Annotated in this window: 17 protein-coding genes and 1 pseudogene; 7 read left to right on the top strand and 11 right to left on the bottom strand. The window is 64.6% G+C overall.

Annotated features, from left to right (window positions below; translation table 11 throughout):
- Positions 1–230: 230 nt before the first annotated feature.
- Complete coding sequence (locus CR103_RS01495) at positions 231–1673, bottom strand: IgA Peptidase M64 (RefSeq protein ID WP_099914213.1); 1443 nt, start codon at positions 1671–1673, stop codon at positions 231–233.
- An 87-nt stretch (positions 1674–1760) separates the two neighbouring features.
- The gene (locus CR103_RS01490) at positions 1761–3023 is read right to left on the bottom strand and encodes a cyanophycinase (RefSeq protein WP_180279238.1); all 1263 of its coding nucleotides are present in this window, start codon (positions 3021–3023) and stop codon (positions 1761–1763) included.
- Between the two features lie 245 nt (positions 3024–3268).
- Between CR103_RS01490 and CR103_RS01485 the strand changes: the two genes are divergently transcribed.
- Positions 3269–4387, top strand: a complete 1119-nt coding sequence (locus CR103_RS01485) for a succinylglutamate desuccinylase/aspartoacylase family protein (protein ID WP_099914212.1) — start codon at positions 3269–3271, stop codon at positions 4385–4387.
- 33 nt (positions 4388–4420) lie between these two features.
- On the opposite strand, the gene CR103_RS01480 is transcribed toward CR103_RS01485, so the two are convergent.
- Positions 4421–4846 (bottom strand): GNAT family N-acetyltransferase, encoded by a 426-nt coding sequence (locus tag CR103_RS01480; protein WP_099914211.1) that lies wholly within the window; start codon positions 4844–4846, stop codon positions 4421–4423.
- 199 nt (positions 4847–5045) lie between these two features.
- Here CR103_RS01480 and argH point away from each other — a divergent pair, with 199 nt between their 5' ends.
- The 3 genes from argH to CR103_RS01465 all read left to right on the top strand — a co-directional run bounded on the left by argH (position 5046) and on the right by CR103_RS01465 (position 8762).
- Positions 5046–6443, top strand: a complete 1398-nt coding sequence (argH, locus tag CR103_RS01475) for an argininosuccinate lyase (RefSeq protein ID WP_099914210.1) — start codon at positions 5046–5048, stop codon at positions 6441–6443.
- Between the two features lie 60 nt (positions 6444–6503).
- The gene (locus CR103_RS01470; RefSeq protein ID WP_099914325.1) at positions 6504–7073 is read left to right on the top strand and encodes a TRAP transporter small permease subunit; all 570 of its coding nucleotides are present in this window, start codon (positions 6504–6506) and stop codon (positions 7071–7073) included.
- A 72-nt stretch (positions 7074–7145) separates the two neighbouring features.
- Positions 7146–8762: a TRAP transporter large permease gene (locus CR103_RS01465; RefSeq protein WP_099914209.1), complete on the top strand. Its 1617-nt coding sequence runs from the start codon at positions 7146–7148 to the stop codon at positions 8760–8762.
- 173 nt (positions 8763–8935) lie between these two features.
- Here CR103_RS01465 and CR103_RS01460 read toward each other — a convergent pair whose 3' ends face one another.
- Positions 8936–9817 carry a CPBP family intramembrane glutamic endopeptidase gene (locus tag CR103_RS01460; protein ID WP_099914208.1) on the bottom strand — a complete coding sequence of 294 codons (882 nt, stop codon included), beginning with the start codon at positions 9815–9817 and terminating at the stop codon, positions 8936–8938.
- Positions 9818–10026: 209 nt separating this feature from the next.
- On the opposite strand from CR103_RS01460, the gene CR103_RS01455 reads away from it, so the two are divergent.
- The 3 genes and pseudogenes from CR103_RS01455 (at position 10027) to CR103_RS23145 (ending at position 13527) form a co-directional block, all read left to right on the top strand.
- Positions 10027–11718, top strand: a complete 1692-nt coding sequence (locus CR103_RS01455) for a DUF1800 domain-containing protein (RefSeq protein WP_099914207.1) — start codon at positions 10027–10029, stop codon at positions 11716–11718.
- 24 nt (positions 11719–11742) lie between these two features.
- Positions 11743–13152 (top strand): annotated as a pseudogene (locus CR103_RS01450) (DUF1501 domain-containing protein).
- Positions 13153–13197: 45 nt separating this feature from the next.
- Complete coding sequence (locus tag CR103_RS23145) at positions 13198–13527, top strand: hypothetical protein (RefSeq protein ID WP_229442595.1); 330 nt, start codon at positions 13198–13200, stop codon at positions 13525–13527.
- Here CR103_RS23145 and CR103_RS01440 read toward each other — a convergent pair whose 3' ends face one another.
- The 7 genes from CR103_RS01440 to soxX form a co-directional block, all read right to left on the bottom strand.
- Entirely contained in the window at positions 13528–13908 is a 381-nt protein-coding gene (locus tag CR103_RS01440; protein WP_099914324.1) for a translational machinery protein, read from the bottom strand.
- Positions 13909–14035: 127 nt separating this feature from the next.
- Complete coding sequence (locus CR103_RS01435) at positions 14036–15313, bottom strand: NAD(P)/FAD-dependent oxidoreductase (RefSeq protein ID WP_099914206.1); 1278 nt, start codon at positions 15311–15313, stop codon at positions 14036–14038.
- The gene (locus CR103_RS01430; RefSeq protein WP_099914205.1) at positions 15310–15621 is read right to left on the bottom strand and encodes a c-type cytochrome; all 312 of its coding nucleotides are present in this window, start codon (positions 15619–15621) and stop codon (positions 15310–15312) included. The genes CR103_RS01435 and CR103_RS01430 overlap by 4 nt, the downstream gene beginning before the upstream one ends.
- 17 nt (positions 15622–15638) lie before the next feature.
- Positions 15639–16409, bottom strand: a complete 771-nt coding sequence (gene soxA / locus CR103_RS01425; RefSeq protein WP_099914204.1) for a sulfur oxidation c-type cytochrome SoxA — start codon at positions 16407–16409, stop codon at positions 15639–15641.
- 4 nt (positions 16410–16413) lie between these two features.
- Positions 16414–16737: a thiosulfate oxidation carrier complex protein SoxZ gene (soxZ, locus tag CR103_RS01420; RefSeq protein ID WP_099914203.1), complete on the bottom strand. Its 324-nt coding sequence runs from the start codon at positions 16735–16737 to the stop codon at positions 16414–16416.
- A complete protein-coding gene (locus CR103_RS01415; protein ID WP_099914202.1) occupies positions 16738–17205 on the bottom strand; it encodes a SoxY-related AACIE arm protein in 468 nt (155 codons plus the stop codon).
- A complete protein-coding gene (gene soxX, locus CR103_RS01410; protein ID WP_099914201.1) occupies positions 17202–17630 on the bottom strand; it encodes a sulfur oxidation c-type cytochrome SoxX in 429 nt (142 codons plus the stop codon). The genes CR103_RS01415 and soxX overlap by 4 nt, the downstream gene beginning before the upstream one ends.
- Positions 17631–17636: the final 6 nt, after the last annotated feature.

Here is a 17636-nt window from a genome sequence, read left to right as displayed (position 1 = left end):
TCCTTTTAATGATGAGTGGAGTGAAGCATTCGGACGTTGTGGGCCGGGCCTTCGCAGGCGCCAATCCGGTGGTCTTCTTTCATTTCTCTTCCAAAACTTGCGCCTAGGAATGAGGTAAAAATATGACACCTTGACAACAGGGTCTGTACGCTATCGAATACACACATTGCCCGCTGTTGCATCCTCAACGGCCCAGCTTCGTAATTGGTTGACACGATGCATCTTCTTCATCATTTCGAAATAACAGCCTGTTTTTTGTCCGCGTGCGGGGCGTAGAGGTCGATAATTTCGCTGATTGCCTCCTCGCATACCTTACAAAAAGTTTCACTTCGGTCGAACATGATGCATTGCATCTCTGGTCGGTAGAAGCCGCTGGCTTCGTAATTGGCGCCTTCGAACGCACCGATTGCGCGCCGCTGCGGCGCTGTCGAAAACAGCGCGTTGGTGCGTGCCAGGTCTTCGCGAAACAGCGCGCTCATTTCCGACTCCGGCCGGTTTGCCGCCCGCAGCGCGGTCCTGCGGGCCTGGTAGGCGCGCGAAGCTGCCTCGTATTCTGCCTTCGGCCACGGTGTCGGCAGCGGCGTGCCGGGCACGACGTGCTTTTTCCACTTCGGGCGGGCCGGATCGCGCAGCGCCGTCACGTTCGGCTCCCACGGTTCGAGCCGCGCCGCGCTCGACTGATAGGCGACGGGCGAGGTGTAGTACTCGTCGGCCAGGCCGGCGAAATGGTGGCCGAATTCGTGGACGAACAGGTAATCGGCCCAGTCGTTGCTCGCCGCCACGGTGCTGAACTGGCCGAAAATGCCGCCGCCGCCATAGGTGTCGTTGTTGACCAGGATTTCGATGAACTCGTATGGGACGTACTGGGCGATGTCGCGCAGCGCGCGGTTGTCCAGCGTCAGCACGTAGCGCTCGCTGCCGAAAATGTCGTAGCGGGTGCCCAGCGCGGAGGCGTGGTGCACGCCGGTGGACGGCCGCGACACGCCCGATTGCTGGGTCGGCACCGCCATCGCCCAGACGTTGAAATCGGCCGCGCGCTCACGAAATGGCGGCACCTTGAACAAGTAATCGGTCAGGCGGCGCGCGTCAAGCTCGAATTTTTTCATGTCGGCGCCGGTATAGCCGTCGCCGAGAATGAGCAGGTCGACTTTTTGCGCCGACGGTCCGTTCACCCGGATCGGGATCAAGCGGGCCGGCGCCGGTCCCTGCTTGCGAATCACCTCCGGCGCGCCGGCATCGACGTCGACGCTCCACGCCACCGAAAACAGGTTGCGCTCGTCACGTTTCAGGATGCGCACCCGCACCGGCTTGCCTTGGTCCGGGAAGCGCACCGATTCATGGAAGCCGCGGCTGGTCTTGCCCGCTTCGTCGGTGCTGCGCCATTCGCCGAAGATCGTCGAAAAGCCGCGCGAGTACAGCAGGTCGCCGGTCTTGGGATCGACCACTTCGACCATGTTCTGGCCGCGGTTGGTGTTGTCGACGTTGTGCGCCAAATTGCCCGGCCACGTCAGCGGCTCGACCAGCACGCGCTCGAGCGCATAGGTGTCGGCCAGCGCATTGCCGCTGTGAAGATAGTCGACGCGGATGGTGGCGGGGGCTTGGGCAAGTGCCTGGGCGGCGGCGGCGGCCAGCGCCAGCGCACAAGCGAGGAATCGGATGGGTGACACCGGCATTGCTGCTCCTGGCGGGGATGGGATGCGTGAACGAGCATTGTAATCCCGGCCGCCGTCATAGCCTTCGTGCGGCCACGACGGCGAAGTTCAATCGCCGCCCTGGCGCGCCAGCGTGTTGTTCTCCTGCCGGCCCTCCCGCTTGTACTCGTACAGCGGCAGCCGGATCCGGATTGGCCGGATGTCGAGCCGCACGTTGTAGACCGAGTACGCCTCCGACGACGCCGACAGGTAGCCGACGCTGTCGCGCGCGCGGCTGAAGCGGAACTCGAAGCCGAGGTCGGGCTGGTCGCTGCGCGGGCTGCCAAGGGTGAGGCCGATGGCCTCCGGCTGGTCGCTGTCGATCAGTTTGCCCATCAGGTCGACCACGGCGGAGTTGCCGAGGATGTCGGCGTTAAACAGCGGCTCGCGGTAATGCGGCCTGGCCGGATCGAGCTTGCCGTCGGCCTTGTCGGGCGCTGGCGTGAAAACGCCACTGGCGATGTTGAAGCGGTCGCCGCTGTCGAGGTAGCTGACCTTGGCGTTGGCCAGGTTGAAGGCGCCCGGTTCGGTCGTGACCGACGCCAGGTCGATCAGCAGCGCGCCCTTGTAGCCGATCACCTCGACGTCGCGGTTCGGGCCCACCACCATGGCGGTGTTCTCGTCGATCCCCAGGCCCAGCTTGTAGCCTTTCTTGAGCATGGCCGGCAGCATGCGGGCGAAGCGCCCGCGCACCAGCAGGTGCTGGTCGACGAAGACGTCGGCGCCGATGAAGCCGAGCCCCGGGGCGATCTCGTGGCCGTCGGCGACGCCTTGCTTGAGGATGGACAGCACGTTCTTCGGCGCGGCGAACATGGTGCTGCTCATGATGGCGGCGCCGGCGCTGGAACCGGCGATCACGCCGCCGCGGCGGTACATGTCCCACAGCGCGTCGAGTACCAGCGAATTGCTGCCGTCGGGGCGGCGCAGCGCGCGCGTGATGCGGCCCTGGTCGCCGCCGGCAAAATAGGCGCCGCCGGCCTGGCGCACGCTGGCGGCGAGCACCGGGTCGTCGGCCGCGGCAAGGTAGTCGGTGCCGGCCAGCTTGACGGCGACCGGGATGAAGAAGGCGTCGGCGCCGTAGCGCTGAAGCAGGTCCATGTTGTACCTGGCGGCCTGTTCGGGGCTGGACGAGGCCGATGCGAACACCGCAATGCGGGCGGCCTTGCCGCCGGCTAGGCGCACGATGCGCTCCCACACCACGGCGTTGTCGGCGCGCAGCGCACCGCCGGCGATGACGAGCGAACCTTGCGGCGCGGCCGGTCTGGCCGCTTGCACCGGCGCTCCGGCAGCCATAATCAACAAAAACGCGGCACGGTACAGGAATTTGAACATGAGGTTTCCTTCAGGGCGGGTGATGGCCTGGGTCGTCGCCTACTACGACAGAATACGCACTCCCAACAGCTTTTGTCGCAGGCTTGGCCACGTTCCAGAATACGCGCCGCTTGCGCACGAGATTTGCCTGCGCGCAAACCAGTCCCGGTCCCGCCTATGCGGCACAGCGCGCGCCACCGGCTTGTCGCCGGGCCGAGGTGTATGCCACACTGTGCACTTGACCTTTTCTCTGACCGGCGCCCACCATGCAAGCACAGCGACACCAGATTTCAAGCGTCGAGAGCGGCGCGAGCTATCACCTGGCGAGCTTTCATTTCGGCATACAAGGCCGTGGCAAAAAAGTCTATATCCAGGCCGCGCTGCACGCCGACGAAGTGCCCGGCATGCTGGTGGCGCAGTTCCTGCGCACCGAACTGACGGCGCTGGAAGCGCAGGGCAAGCTGCTCGGCGAAGTGATCCTGGTCCCGGCCGCCAATCCGCTGGGGCTGGCGCAAGCGATCATCGGCGCACCGTTCGGCCGTTTCGACCTGTCGACCGGTACCAATTTCAATCGCGCCTACAAGCACGTGGCCGAGGACCTGAAAACCTCGCTCGAAGGCCGGCTCGGGCCCGATTGCGCCGCCAACGTCGCGCTGGTGCGCGACCACGCGCGCGCGTCCGTGGCCGCCTGGCGGGCGTGCACCGACGCCGAGGCGCTCAAGAAAATCCTGCTCGGGCTGGCGATCGACGCCGACATCGTGCTCGACCTGCACTGCGATAACGAAGCGGTGGTGCATATTTATACCGGCACGCCGCTGGCCGACGCGGTGGCGCCGCTGGCGGCCGTGATGGGCGCGCAGGCGGTGCTGCTGGCGCTCGAAGCGGGCGAAGAGCCGTTCGACGAAGCCTGCAGCCGTCTATGGTGGGATCTGGCCGCGCATTTCGGGCCAGGGTATCCGATCCCGCCGGCATGCCTGTCGACGACCATCGAACTGCGCGGCGAAATGGACGTCAGTTATGACTACGCGCGCAAGGACGCGCAGGGTTTACTGCAGTTCCTCGCCCACAGCGGCGTGATCGACATGGCGCTGCAGCCGCTGCCGGCGCCGCTGTGCCAGCCGACGCCGCTCGAAGGGGTCGAGCCGATCGTCGCCCCGCATGCCGGCGTGCTGGTGTTTACGCGGAACCTGGGCGAGATGCTCGCCCTTGGTGACGCCATCGCCGACCTGATCGATCCGCTCAGCGGCAAGACCACCACCTTGCGCACCGCGGTGGCCGGCGTGTTCTTTGCGCGCAGCGCCCACCGCCACCTGCTGCGCGGCATGGCGGTCGGCAAAATCGCCGGCGCCAAGGCCTTCCGCACCGGTAAACTGCTCGGCCAATGAGACCGCGGGCCGCCACCAGGGGCTGACCTCAAATCAGGACAGGTAGATGTTCGGGAAGTAGCGTTCCATCAGCGTCTCCGGGCGCTGCGGCGGCGCGAAGCCGAAGTGTTCGAACAGTTCGTGGGCGTTGCCGGTGGCAAGGGTGAAGCGGCGCAAGCTCTTCAGGCTTGGATGGCTCATCACCGCCGTCATCAGCTCGCTGGCGTAGCCATTGCCGCGGTATTCCGGGATCACGAAGACGTCGACCAGGTGGCCGAAGGTGGCGAAATCGGTAACCACCCTGGCAAAGGCGATTTGGCGGCCATCGACGTAGCCGCCGAAGCAGAGCGAATTTTCGATCGCCCGGTCGACCACGACGCGGGAGATGCCGACCGCCCAGGTCGATTGCTCGCTGAGGAACCGGTAAATCAGCGGAACGTCGAGTTCCCCCCTGTCGGTACTGATCTGTAGACTGGACATGACAATAGCGTCTCCCAAAAACGCCAATTCTACCGTCCTTTAGGCAATCGGGAATGCCTGATTTTCGGCGGGTGCGAAAGATGATCGCCGCCCCCCAATCTGCTGAGCGCCTGCCGGATCATTGGGCAAATCCCGGCAAAAATCACGCCAGCCCCGCTTCCTTGTTTATAATCAGGTAAATCAACAGGGCCCCACTATCATGACTGCACAATTTTCCAACAAGGGCGAAGCCTGGTCGGCGCGTTTTTCAGAACCGGTCTCCGACCTGGTCAAACGCTACACCGCTTCGGTGTTTTTCGATAACCGGCTGGCGATGGTCGACATCGCAGGTTCGCTGGCGCACGCCGAAATGCTCGCCGCGCAGGGCATCATCAGCGTGCTTGATCGCGCCGACATCGAGCGCGGCATGGCCCAGATCAAAAGCGAGATCGAGGCCGGCAGCTTCGAGTGGCTGCTCGACCTGGAAGACGTCCACCTCAATATCGAGAAGCGCTTGACCGAACTGGTCGGCGACGCCGGCAAGCGGCTGCACACCGGCCGCTCGCGCAACGACCAGGTGGCCACCGACATCCGCCTGTACGTGCGTTCGGCGATCGACGACATCGTGCTGCTGCTGCAGTCGCTGCGCGGCGCCCTGCTTGATCTCGCCGAGCAGCATGCCGACACCATCATGCCGGGCTTTACCCACATGCAGGTGGCGCAGCCGATCACGTTCGGCCACCACATGCTGGCCTATGTCGAGATGTTCGGCCGCGATGTCGAGCGGATGCAAGATGCGAGGAAGCGCGTCAACCGCCTGCCGCTGGGCGCCGCCGCGCTGGCCGGCACCACCTTCCCGATCGACCGCCTGCGGGTAGCAAAAACGCTCGGCTTCGACGACGTCTGCCACAACTCGCTCGACGCCGTCTCGGACCGCGACTTCGCGATCGAATTTTGCGCCGCCGGCGCGCTGGTGATGATGCACGTGTCGCGCATGTCGGAAGAACTGGTGATCTGGATGAGTCCGCGGGTCGGTTTCATCGACATCGCCGACCGCTTCTGCACCGGCTCGTCGATCATGCCGCAAAAGAAAAACCCCGACGTGCCGGAACTGGCGCGCGGCAAGACCGGCCGCGTGTACGGCGATCTGATGAGCCTGTTGACCCTGATGAAAGGCCAGCCGCTGGCCTACAACAAGGACAACCAGGAAGACAAGGAGCCGCTGTTCGACACCGTCGACACCGTCGTCGACACCTTGCGCATCTTCGCCGACATGGCCGGCGCCATTACCGTCAAGCCGGAGGCGATGCGCGCGGCCGCGCTGCAGGGCTACGCCACCGCCACCGACCTGGCCGACTATTTGGTCAAAAAAGGCCTGCCGTTTCGCGACGCCCACGAAGCGGTGGCGCGCGCGGTGCGTGCCTGCGACGACGCCAAATGCGACCTGTCGGAAATGTCGCTCGAACGCCTGCGCGACTTCTCGCCGCTGGTAGCCGACGACGTGTTTGCCGTGCTGACATTGGGAGGCTCGGTTGCCGCGCGCGACCATGTTGGCGGCACCGCCCCGCGCCAGGTGCGCGAGGCGATCGCCCGCGTACGCGCTCAGCTGGCGTCCTGACGGCATAGCTTTCGCCGTCGCCCAGCAATCTCACAGCCCCGCCGGAGCCGCCCGATGTTTATGCCCATCTCGCGCCTGATCGACGCGCTGAACGAAAAAATCGCCAACGCCGTGAGCTGGGCGTTGCTGATCGCGGTGATCATCTGCGCCGGCAACGCGCTGGTGCGCTACCTCTTCAAGATGAGTTCCAACAGCTGGCTCGAGATCCAGTGGTACCTGTTCGCCGCCCTGTTCATGCTGGCCAGCGCGTACACCCTCAAGCGCGACGAGCACGTGCGCATCGACGTCATCACCAGCCACTTTTCCAAGCGCACCCAGGTCTGGATCGACCTGCTCGGCTACCTGCTGTTCCTGCTGCCGGTGTGCCTCGTGATCGTCTACTACGGCATCCCGTTCGCGCGCTATTCGATCAGCACGGCGGAAATGTCGAGCAGTGCGGGCGGGCTGATCGTCTGGCCGGTCAAGCTGTTGATACCGGTCGGCTTTGGCCTTTTGGTGTTGCAAGGGGTTTCGGAGATCATCAAGCGCATCGCGTTCCTCGCCGGCCACATCGACGGCCACGAATTTGCCAGGCACGCCAGCACGCCGCAACAAGAGATCGAGGCGATCAAGGCGGCCAACAAGTTGTAGCAACTGCAGTAAAGCAAGTGCGCAAGGGCTATCGGCGCCGGCCCGCAATCATAGAAGCACCCTTGGGGAACCATGGAACAATTTATCATCGCCAACCTGGCGCCCATCATGTTCGGCGCGCTGGTCATCTTCCTGCTGTCGGGCTTCCCGGTGGCGTTTTCGCTGGCGGCCAACGGCCTGTTCTTCGGCTTCGTCGGCATTGAACTGGGGCTGATCAAGCCCGAACTGCTGAACGCCCTGCCGAACCGGATCTTCGGCATCATGGCCAACGACACGCTGCTGGCGATCCCCTTCTTCACCTTCATGGGCCTGATTTTGGAGCGCTCGGGGATGGCCGAGGACCTGCTGGATACCATCGGCCAGCTGTTCGGGCCGATCCGCGGCGGCGTCGCTTACGCCGTCATTTTTGTCGGCGCCCTGCTGGCGGCAACCACCGGGGTAGTGGCCGCTTCGGTGATTTCGATGGGCCTCATTTCGCTGCCGGTGATGCTGCGCTACGGTTACGACAAGCGCATCGCCTCCGGCGTCATCGCCGCCTCCGGCACGCTGGCGCAGATCATCCCGCCGTCGCTGGTGCTGATCGTGATGGCCGACCAATTGGGCCGCTCGGTGGGCGACATGTACCGCGCCGCCTTCTTTCCCGGCCTGATACTCACGCTGATGTATGCCGGCTACGTGCTGGCGCTGTCGATCTTCAAGCCGCTGCACGTGCCGGCGCTGCCGCCGGAGGCGCGCAACCTGAAGCAGCCCAACGGCGACAGCGGCGTGGTTTCGCTGCTGGCGCTGCTGGCGGCCACGGTGGCCATCGGCTACGGCTTCGCCGCCTGGTACGGCGCCTTTCACCCGTCACTGGCCGCCGACGAACTGGGCATTTTTTCGGCGGCGGTGGCGATCGCTTTTGCCTTCCTGTTCGCGCTGGCGAACCGCCACCTGAACATCGCGCTGCTCTCGCGCATGGCCGAAAAAGTCGTGTTCGTGCTGATCCCGCCGCTGGCGCTGATCTTCCTGGTGCTGGGAACGATTTTCATCGGCTTGGCCACCCCGACCGAAGGCGGCGGCATGGGCGCGGCCGGCGCGCTGATCCTGGCGATTGCCAACGGGCGCCTGTCCTGGAGCCTGGTGCGCCAGGCGATGCACTCGACAACCAGGCTGTCGTGCTTCGTTATCTTCATCCTGATCGGCTCGACCGTGTTCTCGCTGGTGTTTCGGGGCGTGAACGGCGACCTGTGGGTCGAGCACCTGCTCACCAGCCTGCCGGGCGGCGCCACCGGCTTCCTGGTCGTGGTCAACATCATGTTCTTCGTGCTGGCCTTCTTCCTCGACTTCTTCGAGCTGGCCTTCATCCTGGTGCCGCTGGTCGGGCCGGTGGCCCACAAGCTCGGCATCGACCTGATCTGGTTCGGCGTGCTGTTAGGGGTAAACATGCAGACCTCGTTCATGCACCCGCCGTTCGGCTTCGCGCTGTTCTACCTGCGCTCGGTGGCGCCGAAGGAAGTCAAGACGACCGACATCTACTGGGGCGCGGTCCCGTTCGTGCTGATCCAAGTAGCGATGGTCGCCCTGATCATCGCCTTCCCGCACCTGGTGTCGATCGAAAAAAAGGTCGACATGAACGAGCAGCTCGAACTCAAGCTCGACGTGCCGCAGGAAGGCATGGAGGCGCCGTCGTACGATTCGGAATCGAAGTAACTCGGTAAGAAATAAACCCGGGGTCAGTTCCGACATTCTAAATAAACCCCGGGGTCAGTTCCGACATTCGGACACGATCTCAGCGTTAGCGCATGACAGCGGATGGGGCCGTGTCCGAATGTCGGAACTGACCCCAGGGGTATGCGCCGATCACGTAACGGCGGGCGGGGCGTTCATTCGGCAACAGGCCGCCGCTTCCAGGGTGGCGCCACGATCCGCTCTTTCGCCACGTACGCCAGCAAAGCGGCGCTGCCAGCAATAACCGCCACCACCGCCAGCGCCGATCCTTCTACCCCGAAGGCGCCGCCGGTGAGCCAGTTGGGGCCGGTTAGCACGCCCTGGATCATGCCTTTGGCGGGTTGGCCGGACACCGGCACCGAAAACAGGCCGCCCTGGGTGAAATTCCAGCCGATGTGAATGCCGATGCCGAGCCATAAGCGTCCGGTCAACATATAGGCCGCGCACAGCAGCAGTCCAGCCCCCGCCACCGAGGCCAGGGCAATTGCCGAGACGCCCTGGTTAGGAGCATGGGCCAGCGTAAAAATGACGACCGAGATCAGCACGGCGATCCAGCTGCCCAGCCACCCCTGCAAGATCCGGAACAGGATGCCGCGAAAAAGGATCTCTTCCAACAAACCCACCACGACCATGCCGAACAATGGGCCGATCATCACGGTCCAGGGCGCGGTCGTCGTCACCCGGTATGCCCCCACCAGGTACAGGGTACCCAAGGTCGCACAAAAAAGCAGCGATCCGCCCACCACACCCAATCCCGTTTCGCCGGCGGCGTGGCTACCCACCAATTCCGCCACCGGCCGGCGTTCGATTCTGCGCACGTAAAGAACGTACATCGCATAGCAGCAAGCGGCCGACAACAGGGCCGGCCACACCTTCATCAGCTGTTTGTCGATCGGCAGTTTTTGCAGGACGATCTGCAGGAGTATGAAGGGCAGCATGACAAAACCTGTCGCGACAAGAATGCGCACCAGGGGCCAGCGCAGCCAGCGTGGTCCGGTGTCCTCGACAGGATTGTTGACAGGCGCGGCGTCGATCATGAGTTTCCGTTCAGGTTGTTGCAAGAAATGCAAATAGTATAACTCGGCTACGGAGTAGCTTGACCTAAATGTTTCAACTCGGAAAAAGCGCGGGCGTCGCGTCAACGCTTAAGTAGTGATATTTACAACTTGTATATAGGAATTTTGAACACCCTGTTTTACTATCAGCATCCTTGGCCTGGTTTTCAACGACAACTTCGGGTGCGCGCATGGAAGATATCGGATTGACAAAGGAAACGCAGGCGGCATCCCCCGCCGGCGATGGCGTGCTGGCCGTCCTGCTGGCTGGCGGCTTGCTCACCGCCTGCGGCGGCGGCGGTTCTACTTCTACCCCTTCACCGGCACCGGCACCGCTGCCGGTGCCGGTGCCGCCCGCGACCGCCCCCACTGCCACCGAAGCGTCGCGCTTCCTGGCCCAGGCATCGATGGGCGCCACCCGCGAACAGATCGCCCGCGTGCAGGCAATCGGTTATGGCGGCTGGCTCGACGAACAGTTCGCCATGGCGGCGTCAGCTACCCGCTGGGACTGGCTGGTCTCGAAAGGCTTCGACGCGCTGGCCAACAAGAACGGCGAAGCCGGCGCCGACCCGGCCATCTGGCGCAAGATGCTGTCGTCGCCCGATACCTTGCGCCAGCGCATCACGCTGGCGCTGTCGGAAATTTTGGTGACCGCGGTGGCGGGCTTTAACGGCGGCTGGAAAACGTTTTCGGCCGCCGCTTACCTCGACCTGCTCGAAACGCACGCGTTCGGCAATTACCGCACCTTGCTGCAGCAGGTGTCGACCAGCGCGCCGATGGGCGAATACCTGACCTTCCGCGGCAACGTCAAATTCAACGCCACCACCGGCGCGCTGCCGGACGAAAACTACGCCCGCGAGCTGATGCAGCTGTTTACCATCGGCCTGGCCCAGCTGAACCTCGACGGCACGCCAAAACTGACCGCCGGCGCGCAGCAGGAAACCTATTCGCTCGACGACATCACCGGCCTGGCGCGCGTGTTTACCGGCTGGAACTACGACCTGGCCGGCTTTGATACCAATACGCCGGATTTCAAGCGCCGGCCGATGACGATCACGGCCAGCCGCCATGAGAGCGCCGGCAAAACTTTTTTGGGCAGCACCATCCCGGCCGGGACAAGCGGCGAGGATAGCTTGCGCCTGGCGCTCGACGCCATCTTCGCGCATGCCAACGTGGCGCCGTTCATCGGCCGCCAGCTGATCTTGCGCCTGGTCTGCAGTAATCCGAGCCCGGCTTACGTCGCCCGCGTGGCCGGCGTCTTCAATAACGACGGCGCCGGCGTCAAGGGCAACCTGAAAGCGGTGATCAAGGCGATCTTGCTGGACGACGAGGCGCGCGACAAGGCCCGCCTGCTCCAGCCCGGGTTCGGTAAACAGCGCGAACCGGTATTGCGCCTGGCGGCGTGGGCGCGCGCATTCAAGGCCGATTCGGTCAACAACAGCTGGACGGTGGGCAACACGTCCGATCCGGCCACCCGGCTCGGCCAAAGCCCGCTGCGCGCGGGCAGCGTATTCAATTTTTTCCGGCCCGGCTATGTGCCGCCGAACAGCGCCATCGCCAGCGCCGGCATGGTCGCACCGGAATTCCAGCTCACCAATGAGTCGAGCGTGGTCGGCTACCTCAATTACATGCAGACGGTGGTCAGCAAGGGCGCCGGCGACGTCAAGGCCGATTACGCCAGCCTGATGCCATTGGCCGACACCCCCCAAGCCCTGCTTGACGAAATGAACCTGCTGCTGGCCGCCGGCCAGCTCTCAAGCGCCACGCTGGCCTTGATGCAAACGGCAATCGGCAGCATGGCCGCCGGCACCGATTCGGCGCGCCTGAACCGGATCTACGCGGCGCTGGTGCTGGCCGCGCCGGAATTCATTATCCAAAAGTAAAGGGTTACTATGAAGAACGCTCCCATGCACAGCAAACCAGACACCGCCGCTTCGCGCCGCGCCTTCCTCAAGCGCGCCTCGGCACTGTCGGTGGCTGGCATCGCAGCGCCGTGGGCGCTAAATCTGGCGGCGATGGCCGAAGCATCGGCCGCCACCGCCAGCGACGCAGGTGATTATAAAGCGCTGGTGTGCGTCTTTCTCTACGGCGGCAACGATTATGCCAACACGCTGGTTCCCTACGACAGCGCCAGCTACGCCGCTTACCAGCAGATGCGCCCGTCGTTTGCGTACAGCCGTGCGAGCCTGGCCGCCACCGCCTTGAATCCAGCCAGCGCCCCGCTCGACAGGCTCGGCGCGGCCCACCAGTACGCACTGGCGCCGGAACTGGCGCCGCTGCTGCCGCTGTTCGATGCCGGCCAGATGGGCGTGATCCTCAACGTCGGCACCCTGGTGCAGCCGACTACCAAGCTGCAGTACATCAACAAGTCCGTAAAACTGCCGCCCAAGCTGTTTTCTCACAACGACCAGCAGTCGGTCTGGCAGTCGTCGTCGCCCGAAGGCGCCACCTCGGGCTGGGGCGGGCGCATCGGCGACCTGTTCGAGAGCGGCAACGGCAACGCCACTTTTACCTGCGTCAACGTGTCGGGCAATGCCGTCTTCATGTCGGGCAGATCGGCGGTGCAGTACCAGGTGTCGACCGGCTGATCGGTGCCGCTGGCCGGCCTGAAAACGCCGCTGTTCGGCTCCACCGCCTGCTCGGACGCGCTGCGCGCGCTGGTCAGCCAGCCGCGTGCGCACCTGCTGGAAAACGAATACAGCCGGGTGACGAAGCGCTCGGTCGACGCCGATACCGTATTGACGGGCGCGCTGGCGTCGAGCGCCGCACTGGGCACGGTTTTTCCCGCTCCGAACGGCCTGGCCGACCAGCTCAAGATGGTGGCGCGCATGATCTCGGCGGCGCCGGCGCTGGGTGCAAAGCGCCAGGTGTTTTTCGTGTCCCTGGGGGGATTCGACAACCACGATGCCATGCTGACCGCGCATCCCGGCCTGCTGACGAGCGTGGCCGGCGCGCTTGCCGCTTTTTACAAGGCGACGGCCGAACTGGGCCTGGCCGACAAGGTCACCACCTTTACCGCTTCCGATTTCGGCCGCACCATGAGCGGCAACAACGACGGCTCCGACCATGGCTGGGGCAGCATGCATTTCGTGCTGGGCGGCGCCGTTAAGGGCAGGAGTTTTTACGGCACCGCGCCGGTCGTCGCCAGCAATGGACCGGACGACGTCGGCCAGGGCCGGCTGCTGCCGAGTACCTCGGTCGACCAGCTGGCGGCGACCCTGGGCAGCTGGCTCGGCGTGTCCGACAGCGACCTGCTCGGCTTGCTGCCAAGCCTGGTCAATTACAACGCAGGGTCACGTAAACTCGGCGTCGTTTGACCGATGCGGCGGTGATGGGCCGCGCGGCGCCAGCCGGACGAGACAATGGCATCGACATATCCTGGCTTCATATGTGCAACCGGCATAGAAAACAGCGTCCCGACCATTCAAGGCGGCAAGGTCCGCATGGACGAGATGGAAAATGCGGTCACTACCGCCATTGGCGGCGCGATTTCGACCTGGTGCAGGAGCTTGGCATCGGCTTCCTGCGCTATGGCCCGCCGCTGCACACCACCTTGCTCGGCCGGCGAAATTTTCGGCTATGCGGTCGTTAGGCACCAGTATTGCAACCGCTACCGCCTGCCGGTAATGCACACCGAAACCAATCTCTGTCAGGGTGCGTCCGGCGACGAGGCGGTCGCCAGCTTTACATAGTTACTTCAAGCCGCCGGTGCTGACAAAATACTTGCGCGCATGGGTGAGCAATTGCGCGTCGGACGGGTGATCCACTGTTTCCACAGCAGCGATTTTGGCCGCCAGCGCCGGCACTTTGGCCTTCAAATAGGTAACAAAAACGTTCTTTTCCTGGGCCGGCCCGACCACCAGTACCGTGCTCGCGTCGTTCAAGGCGGTCGCGATATTGTCGAAAAAAACCGTGTTGTCGTCTTCGGCGGCATGGGTGTCGCCGTGGCGCTTGTGCGGGTGCGGGTGGGTCGAGTGCGTCTTGAGCGACTCGGACTCGGACGCATCCGCGTCGAAATAAATGACTTGGGCTTTGGTGTGATCGATCCAGACGACGGCGTTATTGAGAGACATGATTACTTTCGTTGTGATTTCTATAAAGTAAAAACCAGCCACGGCAGACATGGAACATGAACAATATTACGTCGTTGCGTGCAAATGATCGGTGCGGTAGCACACGCCGCCGCCCGCGCGACGTGTGCTACCGCACCTGGTTCAGCGAGTCGGACCAGATGTTGCGGGCCCAGCTCATCGCATAGGCTGCTTCCGGTTCGTTGGCCGCGCCCGACAGGCCGCCCGAGCCGGGCACCACCAGCAGCGTCTTTGCCGCCGCGTCCCAGGCGTGGACCGACGCCACGTGGATGGCCTCGCGATCGGTGACGAAGCTGTAGCAGGTGTTGGTCAGCATCGGCGCCGGGTTCGGCGACTTCCCGTTCAACAAGTCCACCACCGCGCCGGCGCATATCTTGGCGTGTTGGTTTGCCATGTGCGCCGATTTCGGCATCAGCGGCGAAGCCTGGATAGCGTCGCCCAGCACGTGCACGTTGGCCGCTTGCGTCGACGCGAAGGTCAGGAAGTCGACTTCGCACCAGCGCCTGTTGACGTTGGCCAGCCCGGCTTGCGCCGCGATGCTGCCGGCGCGCTGGGGCGGAATGACGTTCAGCACCGCGGCCTGCACCTTGTCCCCCAGTTCGGAAATCGCGGTGCGGGCGGCGGCGTCGACATCGGCAGTCATGAAGCGGGGGCGGTATTCGACCATGCCGGCGTAACGCGTGGCCCAGATTGCCTTGAACAGCTTGCCCTTCGACACCACATCGTCGTTGGCGTCTAAAATCAGCACCTTCGACTTCGGCTTCGCGCGGCTGAAATAATGCGCCACCTGGCAGGCGCGTTCGTACGGGCCGGGCGGACAGCGGTAGGGCGCCGGCGGGATCGTCATCGCGAAGACACCGCCGTCCGCCATTGCGCCCAGCTGGGCGCGCAAGGCCGCGGTTTGCGTACCGGCATGCCAGGCATGCAGCACGGTGTCCTGCGCGCCGGGCCGCTGCATGCCGGGTAGCTGGTCCCACAGAAAATCGACGCCAGGCGAGAGCACCAGCCGGTCGTAACGCAACGCCTGCCCGCTGGCCAGCATCACGGCCTGCTTGTCGAAGTCGATCTGCGCCGCGCGGTCGCGCACGATGCGCACGCCAATGCTTGCCAATCCGGCGTAGCCAAGCGTGATGTCGGCCATCTGCATGGAACCGCCCAGCACCAGGTTTGACAGCGGGCAGGAGATGAACGTGGGATTCGGCTCTACCAGCGTGACGTCGATTGCACCCTCGCTCCACAGCCGGATGTATTTGGCGGCAGTGGCGCCGCCGAAGCCGCCGCCGACCACCACCACCTGGCGGCGCCTGCTACTGGCGGTGCTGGCGCAGCCGGCGAGCGGGGTCAGGGCCAGGGCGCTGATGCCTTTGACGAACTGGCGGCGTTTCATTTCGCTTGCGTCGAACGCTGCGCGGCCAGGTAGCCGGCAATCTGTTCGATCTGTTCGTCGCTGTAGCCCTTGGCGATCTGCCCCATGATGGTGGCGGGCCGGGTGCCCTCCTTGAACGCGCGCATGCTGGCCGCCAGCGCGTCTTTCGGCTGGCCGGCCAGCACCGGCAGCAGCTTGCCGCCGCCGGCGTCGAGGCCGGCGGTACCGTGGCAGCCGGCGCAGCTGGCGTACAGGCGCTGGCCGTTTTCAAGCGCAACGGCGTGGGATGATGCTGCCAGAGCGAGCAGCGTAACAATCAATAGGTTCATCGGGTTTCCTTTACATGCTAGGGCCGCACGCCCGGCGCTTCCAGTGTCATTCCTTTGGCGCGCGTCGCCAGGTACACTTCGAGGTCAACCAGCTCCTGCGCGTTCCATCGCGGCACCTGCGCGCGCACCCCGCTCATGCAGTTGCGCAGCCGGCGCTGCAGCGACCCCATGCCTTGCCACTCCAGCCGGTACACCGGATAGGCGAGCGCATGGCCTTGCGGGATGGTGCTGCCGCCCAGCCGCCGGCCCCAGTTGGCGTCATGGCACTGCGCGCACGACAGGTTCAGCTGGCCGATGCGCTGCGCAAACAGCCGCCCGCCGCGCGCCAAAGCCGGTGTCAGGCGCGGATCCGGCGGCGGGGCCTGCGGCATGCCGCGCGATTGCACGGCCACATAACTTTCGACGCTGAGCAGTTCTTCGCTTTCAGGCGCCAAGGGTTCGGCCTGCTGGTGCCGCACGCGGCATTGGTTGATGCGCTGCCCAAGGCCGATGGCCGCGTTGGTATGCGGATCGAACGCCGGAAACCGCGCCGCCACGCCACGCATGCTGGCTGTGGCGTCGCCGTGGCAGCTTGCACACGATTGATTGCTGCGGCCGGCCTTGCGCTGCCACAGCGCTGCACCGCCGCCCACCCACAGCATCGCCGGGTTCTGGGTGTCGTCGCGCTGCATCGCCTGGGTCGACGGGCTCATGAAGTCAAAGCCGGACTTGCGCGGGTCACCGGCGCGACCGATCCCTGCGCACAGCAGCAGGACCAACGGCACAAGCGCAAGGAAGCGCGGTGGCATGCGGCTACCCCGTCACCGTGATCGGCATGGTCTCGGCCTGGACGAATCCGCGGTCGCCCTCCCATTTGAATTCGAGCGATCCGCTCTCGACTGCGACCGTGTAAAAGGCGATGTAGGGATTGGCCGCGATGGCCTGGTGCAGCTCGGCCGAGAAGACGATTTCGCCGTTGTAGCGGCACGTGAAACGGCGGATGATGTCGCGTTCAAGTACCTTGCCGTCGGCACCGGGCCGGTAGCCCGTTTCCATCGGGTGGCCGATCAGGGCGCGAATCCCGATTACCTCGCCGCGCCGGGCGGTAGCTTGCATGTGGACCAGGGCGCGCGCCATTTACGCCTCCCCCTCAATGCACGCGGCTAACGCCACCACCACGTCGGCGCTGTGGATCCGGAAACTGCCGTCGCTCATGCGCGCCACCGCCACCAGTTTCTGCGACGTGGCCATGCGGATGCGCGTCGACACCTCGGCCTTGCCGGCGCGCGCACCGAGCGTGAACACGGCGACGCCGGTTTCCGGATTGCGTTCGTTAAAGACGGCAATCGCGGCGACGTGGTCAATTGCCGTCATCGGGCTATCCACGCGCACCGTGATCGGCACCGTATTGCCGTTGTCGACCAGCGACGCCACCTCGAGCGTGATGCCGCCACGCCGCGGCGTGGCGGCGCCGGTAAATGCATCGATTGCGGCGGCCATTTTTTCGGGCGTGGCGCAGGCCGGCCCCACCGGCACCAGCAGCAACGCGCCAAGGCCGGCGAGTGCCTTGCGGCGGCTACGGTCCAACTTGTCGATTGCCGTCATGGCGCACCCAAGGTCTGCAGATACGCCACGACATCTTCCACCTGCTGCGCGCTGAGGATGGTTTTGCCTCGCAGCGCGGCCGGCGTACGCGGCGCGCCACCCGGTTTGAAATAGGACGGCATGATGGTTTCGGAATTAAACGCGCTGGCGTCGACCATCCGCATGCGCAGCTGGCTGCCAGACCAGCGCGCACCAGCGCCGTCCAGGCTTGGTGCCAGGTTGCCCTGGAAGCGCTCCTCGGCAATCGGCGCGCTGTGGCACAGCAGGCACAGGCCGAGCTGGCGATCGGCCACGATGGCCCGCCCGCGCGCCGCATCGCCCGCTTCGGCGGTGAGCGGCGCGGCGATGCTGTCGGTTTGTGCCCGCGCCGCAGCACCGGCACCGGCACCGGCACACGCAAACAGCAGGCAGGCAACAATGCGCATCGATTT

Origin of the sequence: Massilia psychrophila, from assembly GCF_002760665.1 — a bacterium.
GTDB lineage: Bacteria > Pseudomonadota > Gammaproteobacteria > Burkholderiales > Burkholderiaceae_D > JAFCUW01.
This window is presented reverse-complemented; position numbering and strand designations above follow the sequence as displayed.

Excerpts from the sequence above, each read along its gene's own strand:
- CR103_RS01435 (WP_099914206.1), bottom strand. The coding sequence starts at position 15,313 with ATGAAACGCCGCCAGTTCGTCAAAGGCATCAGCGCCCTGGCCCTGACC.
- soxZ (WP_099914203.1), bottom strand. The coding sequence starts at position 16,737 with ATGGCGCGCGCCCTGGTCCACATGCAAGCTACCGCCCGGCGCGGCGAG.
- CR103_RS01485 (WP_099914212.1), top strand. The coding sequence starts at position 3,269 with ATGCAAGCACAGCGACACCAGATTTCAAGCGTCGAGAGCGGCGCGAGC.
- CR103_RS01470 (WP_099914325.1), top strand. The coding sequence starts at position 6,504 with ATGCCCATCTCGCGCCTGATCGACGCGCTGAACGAAAAAATCGCCAAC.
- CR103_RS23145 (WP_229442595.1), top strand. The coding sequence starts at position 13,198 with ATGGCATCGACATATCCTGGCTTCATATGTGCAACCGGCATAGAAAAC.
- CR103_RS01415 (WP_099914202.1), bottom strand. The coding sequence starts at position 17,205 with ATGACGGCAATCGACAAGTTGGACCGTAGCCGCCGCAAGGCACTCGCC.
- CR103_RS01495 (WP_099914213.1), bottom strand. The coding sequence starts at position 1,673 with ATGCCGGTGTCACCCATCCGATTCCTCGCTTGTGCGCTGGCGCTGGCC.
- CR103_RS01460 (WP_099914208.1), bottom strand. The coding sequence starts at position 9,817 with ATGATCGACGCCGCGCCTGTCAACAATCCTGTCGAGGACACCGGACCA.
- CR103_RS01465 (WP_099914209.1), top strand. The coding sequence starts at position 7,146 with ATGGAACAATTTATCATCGCCAACCTGGCGCCCATCATGTTCGGCGCG.
- CR103_RS01480 (WP_099914211.1), bottom strand. The coding sequence starts at position 4,846 with ATGTCCAGTCTACAGATCAGTACCGACAGGGGGGAACTCGACGTTCCG.
- CR103_RS01430 (WP_099914205.1), bottom strand. The coding sequence starts at position 15,621 with ATGAACCTATTGATTGTTACGCTGCTCGCTCTGGCAGCATCATCCCAC.
- CR103_RS01490 (WP_180279238.1), bottom strand. The coding sequence starts at position 3,023 with ATGTTCAAATTCCTGTACCGTGCCGCGTTTTTGTTGATTATGGCTGCC.
- soxX (WP_099914201.1), bottom strand. The coding sequence starts at position 17,630 with ATGCGCATTGTTGCCTGCCTGCTGTTTGCGTGTGCCGGTGCCGGTGCC.
- CR103_RS01455 (WP_099914207.1), top strand. The coding sequence starts at position 10,027 with ATGGAAGATATCGGATTGACAAAGGAAACGCAGGCGGCATCCCCCGCC.
- CR103_RS01440 (WP_099914324.1), bottom strand. The coding sequence starts at position 13,908 with ATGTCTCTCAATAACGCCGTCGTCTGGATCGATCACACCAAAGCCCAA.
- argH (WP_099914210.1), top strand. The coding sequence starts at position 5,046 with ATGACTGCACAATTTTCCAACAAGGGCGAAGCCTGGTCGGCGCGTTTT.
- soxA (WP_099914204.1), bottom strand. The coding sequence starts at position 16,409 with ATGCCACCGCGCTTCCTTGCGCTTGTGCCGTTGGTCCTGCTGCTGTGC.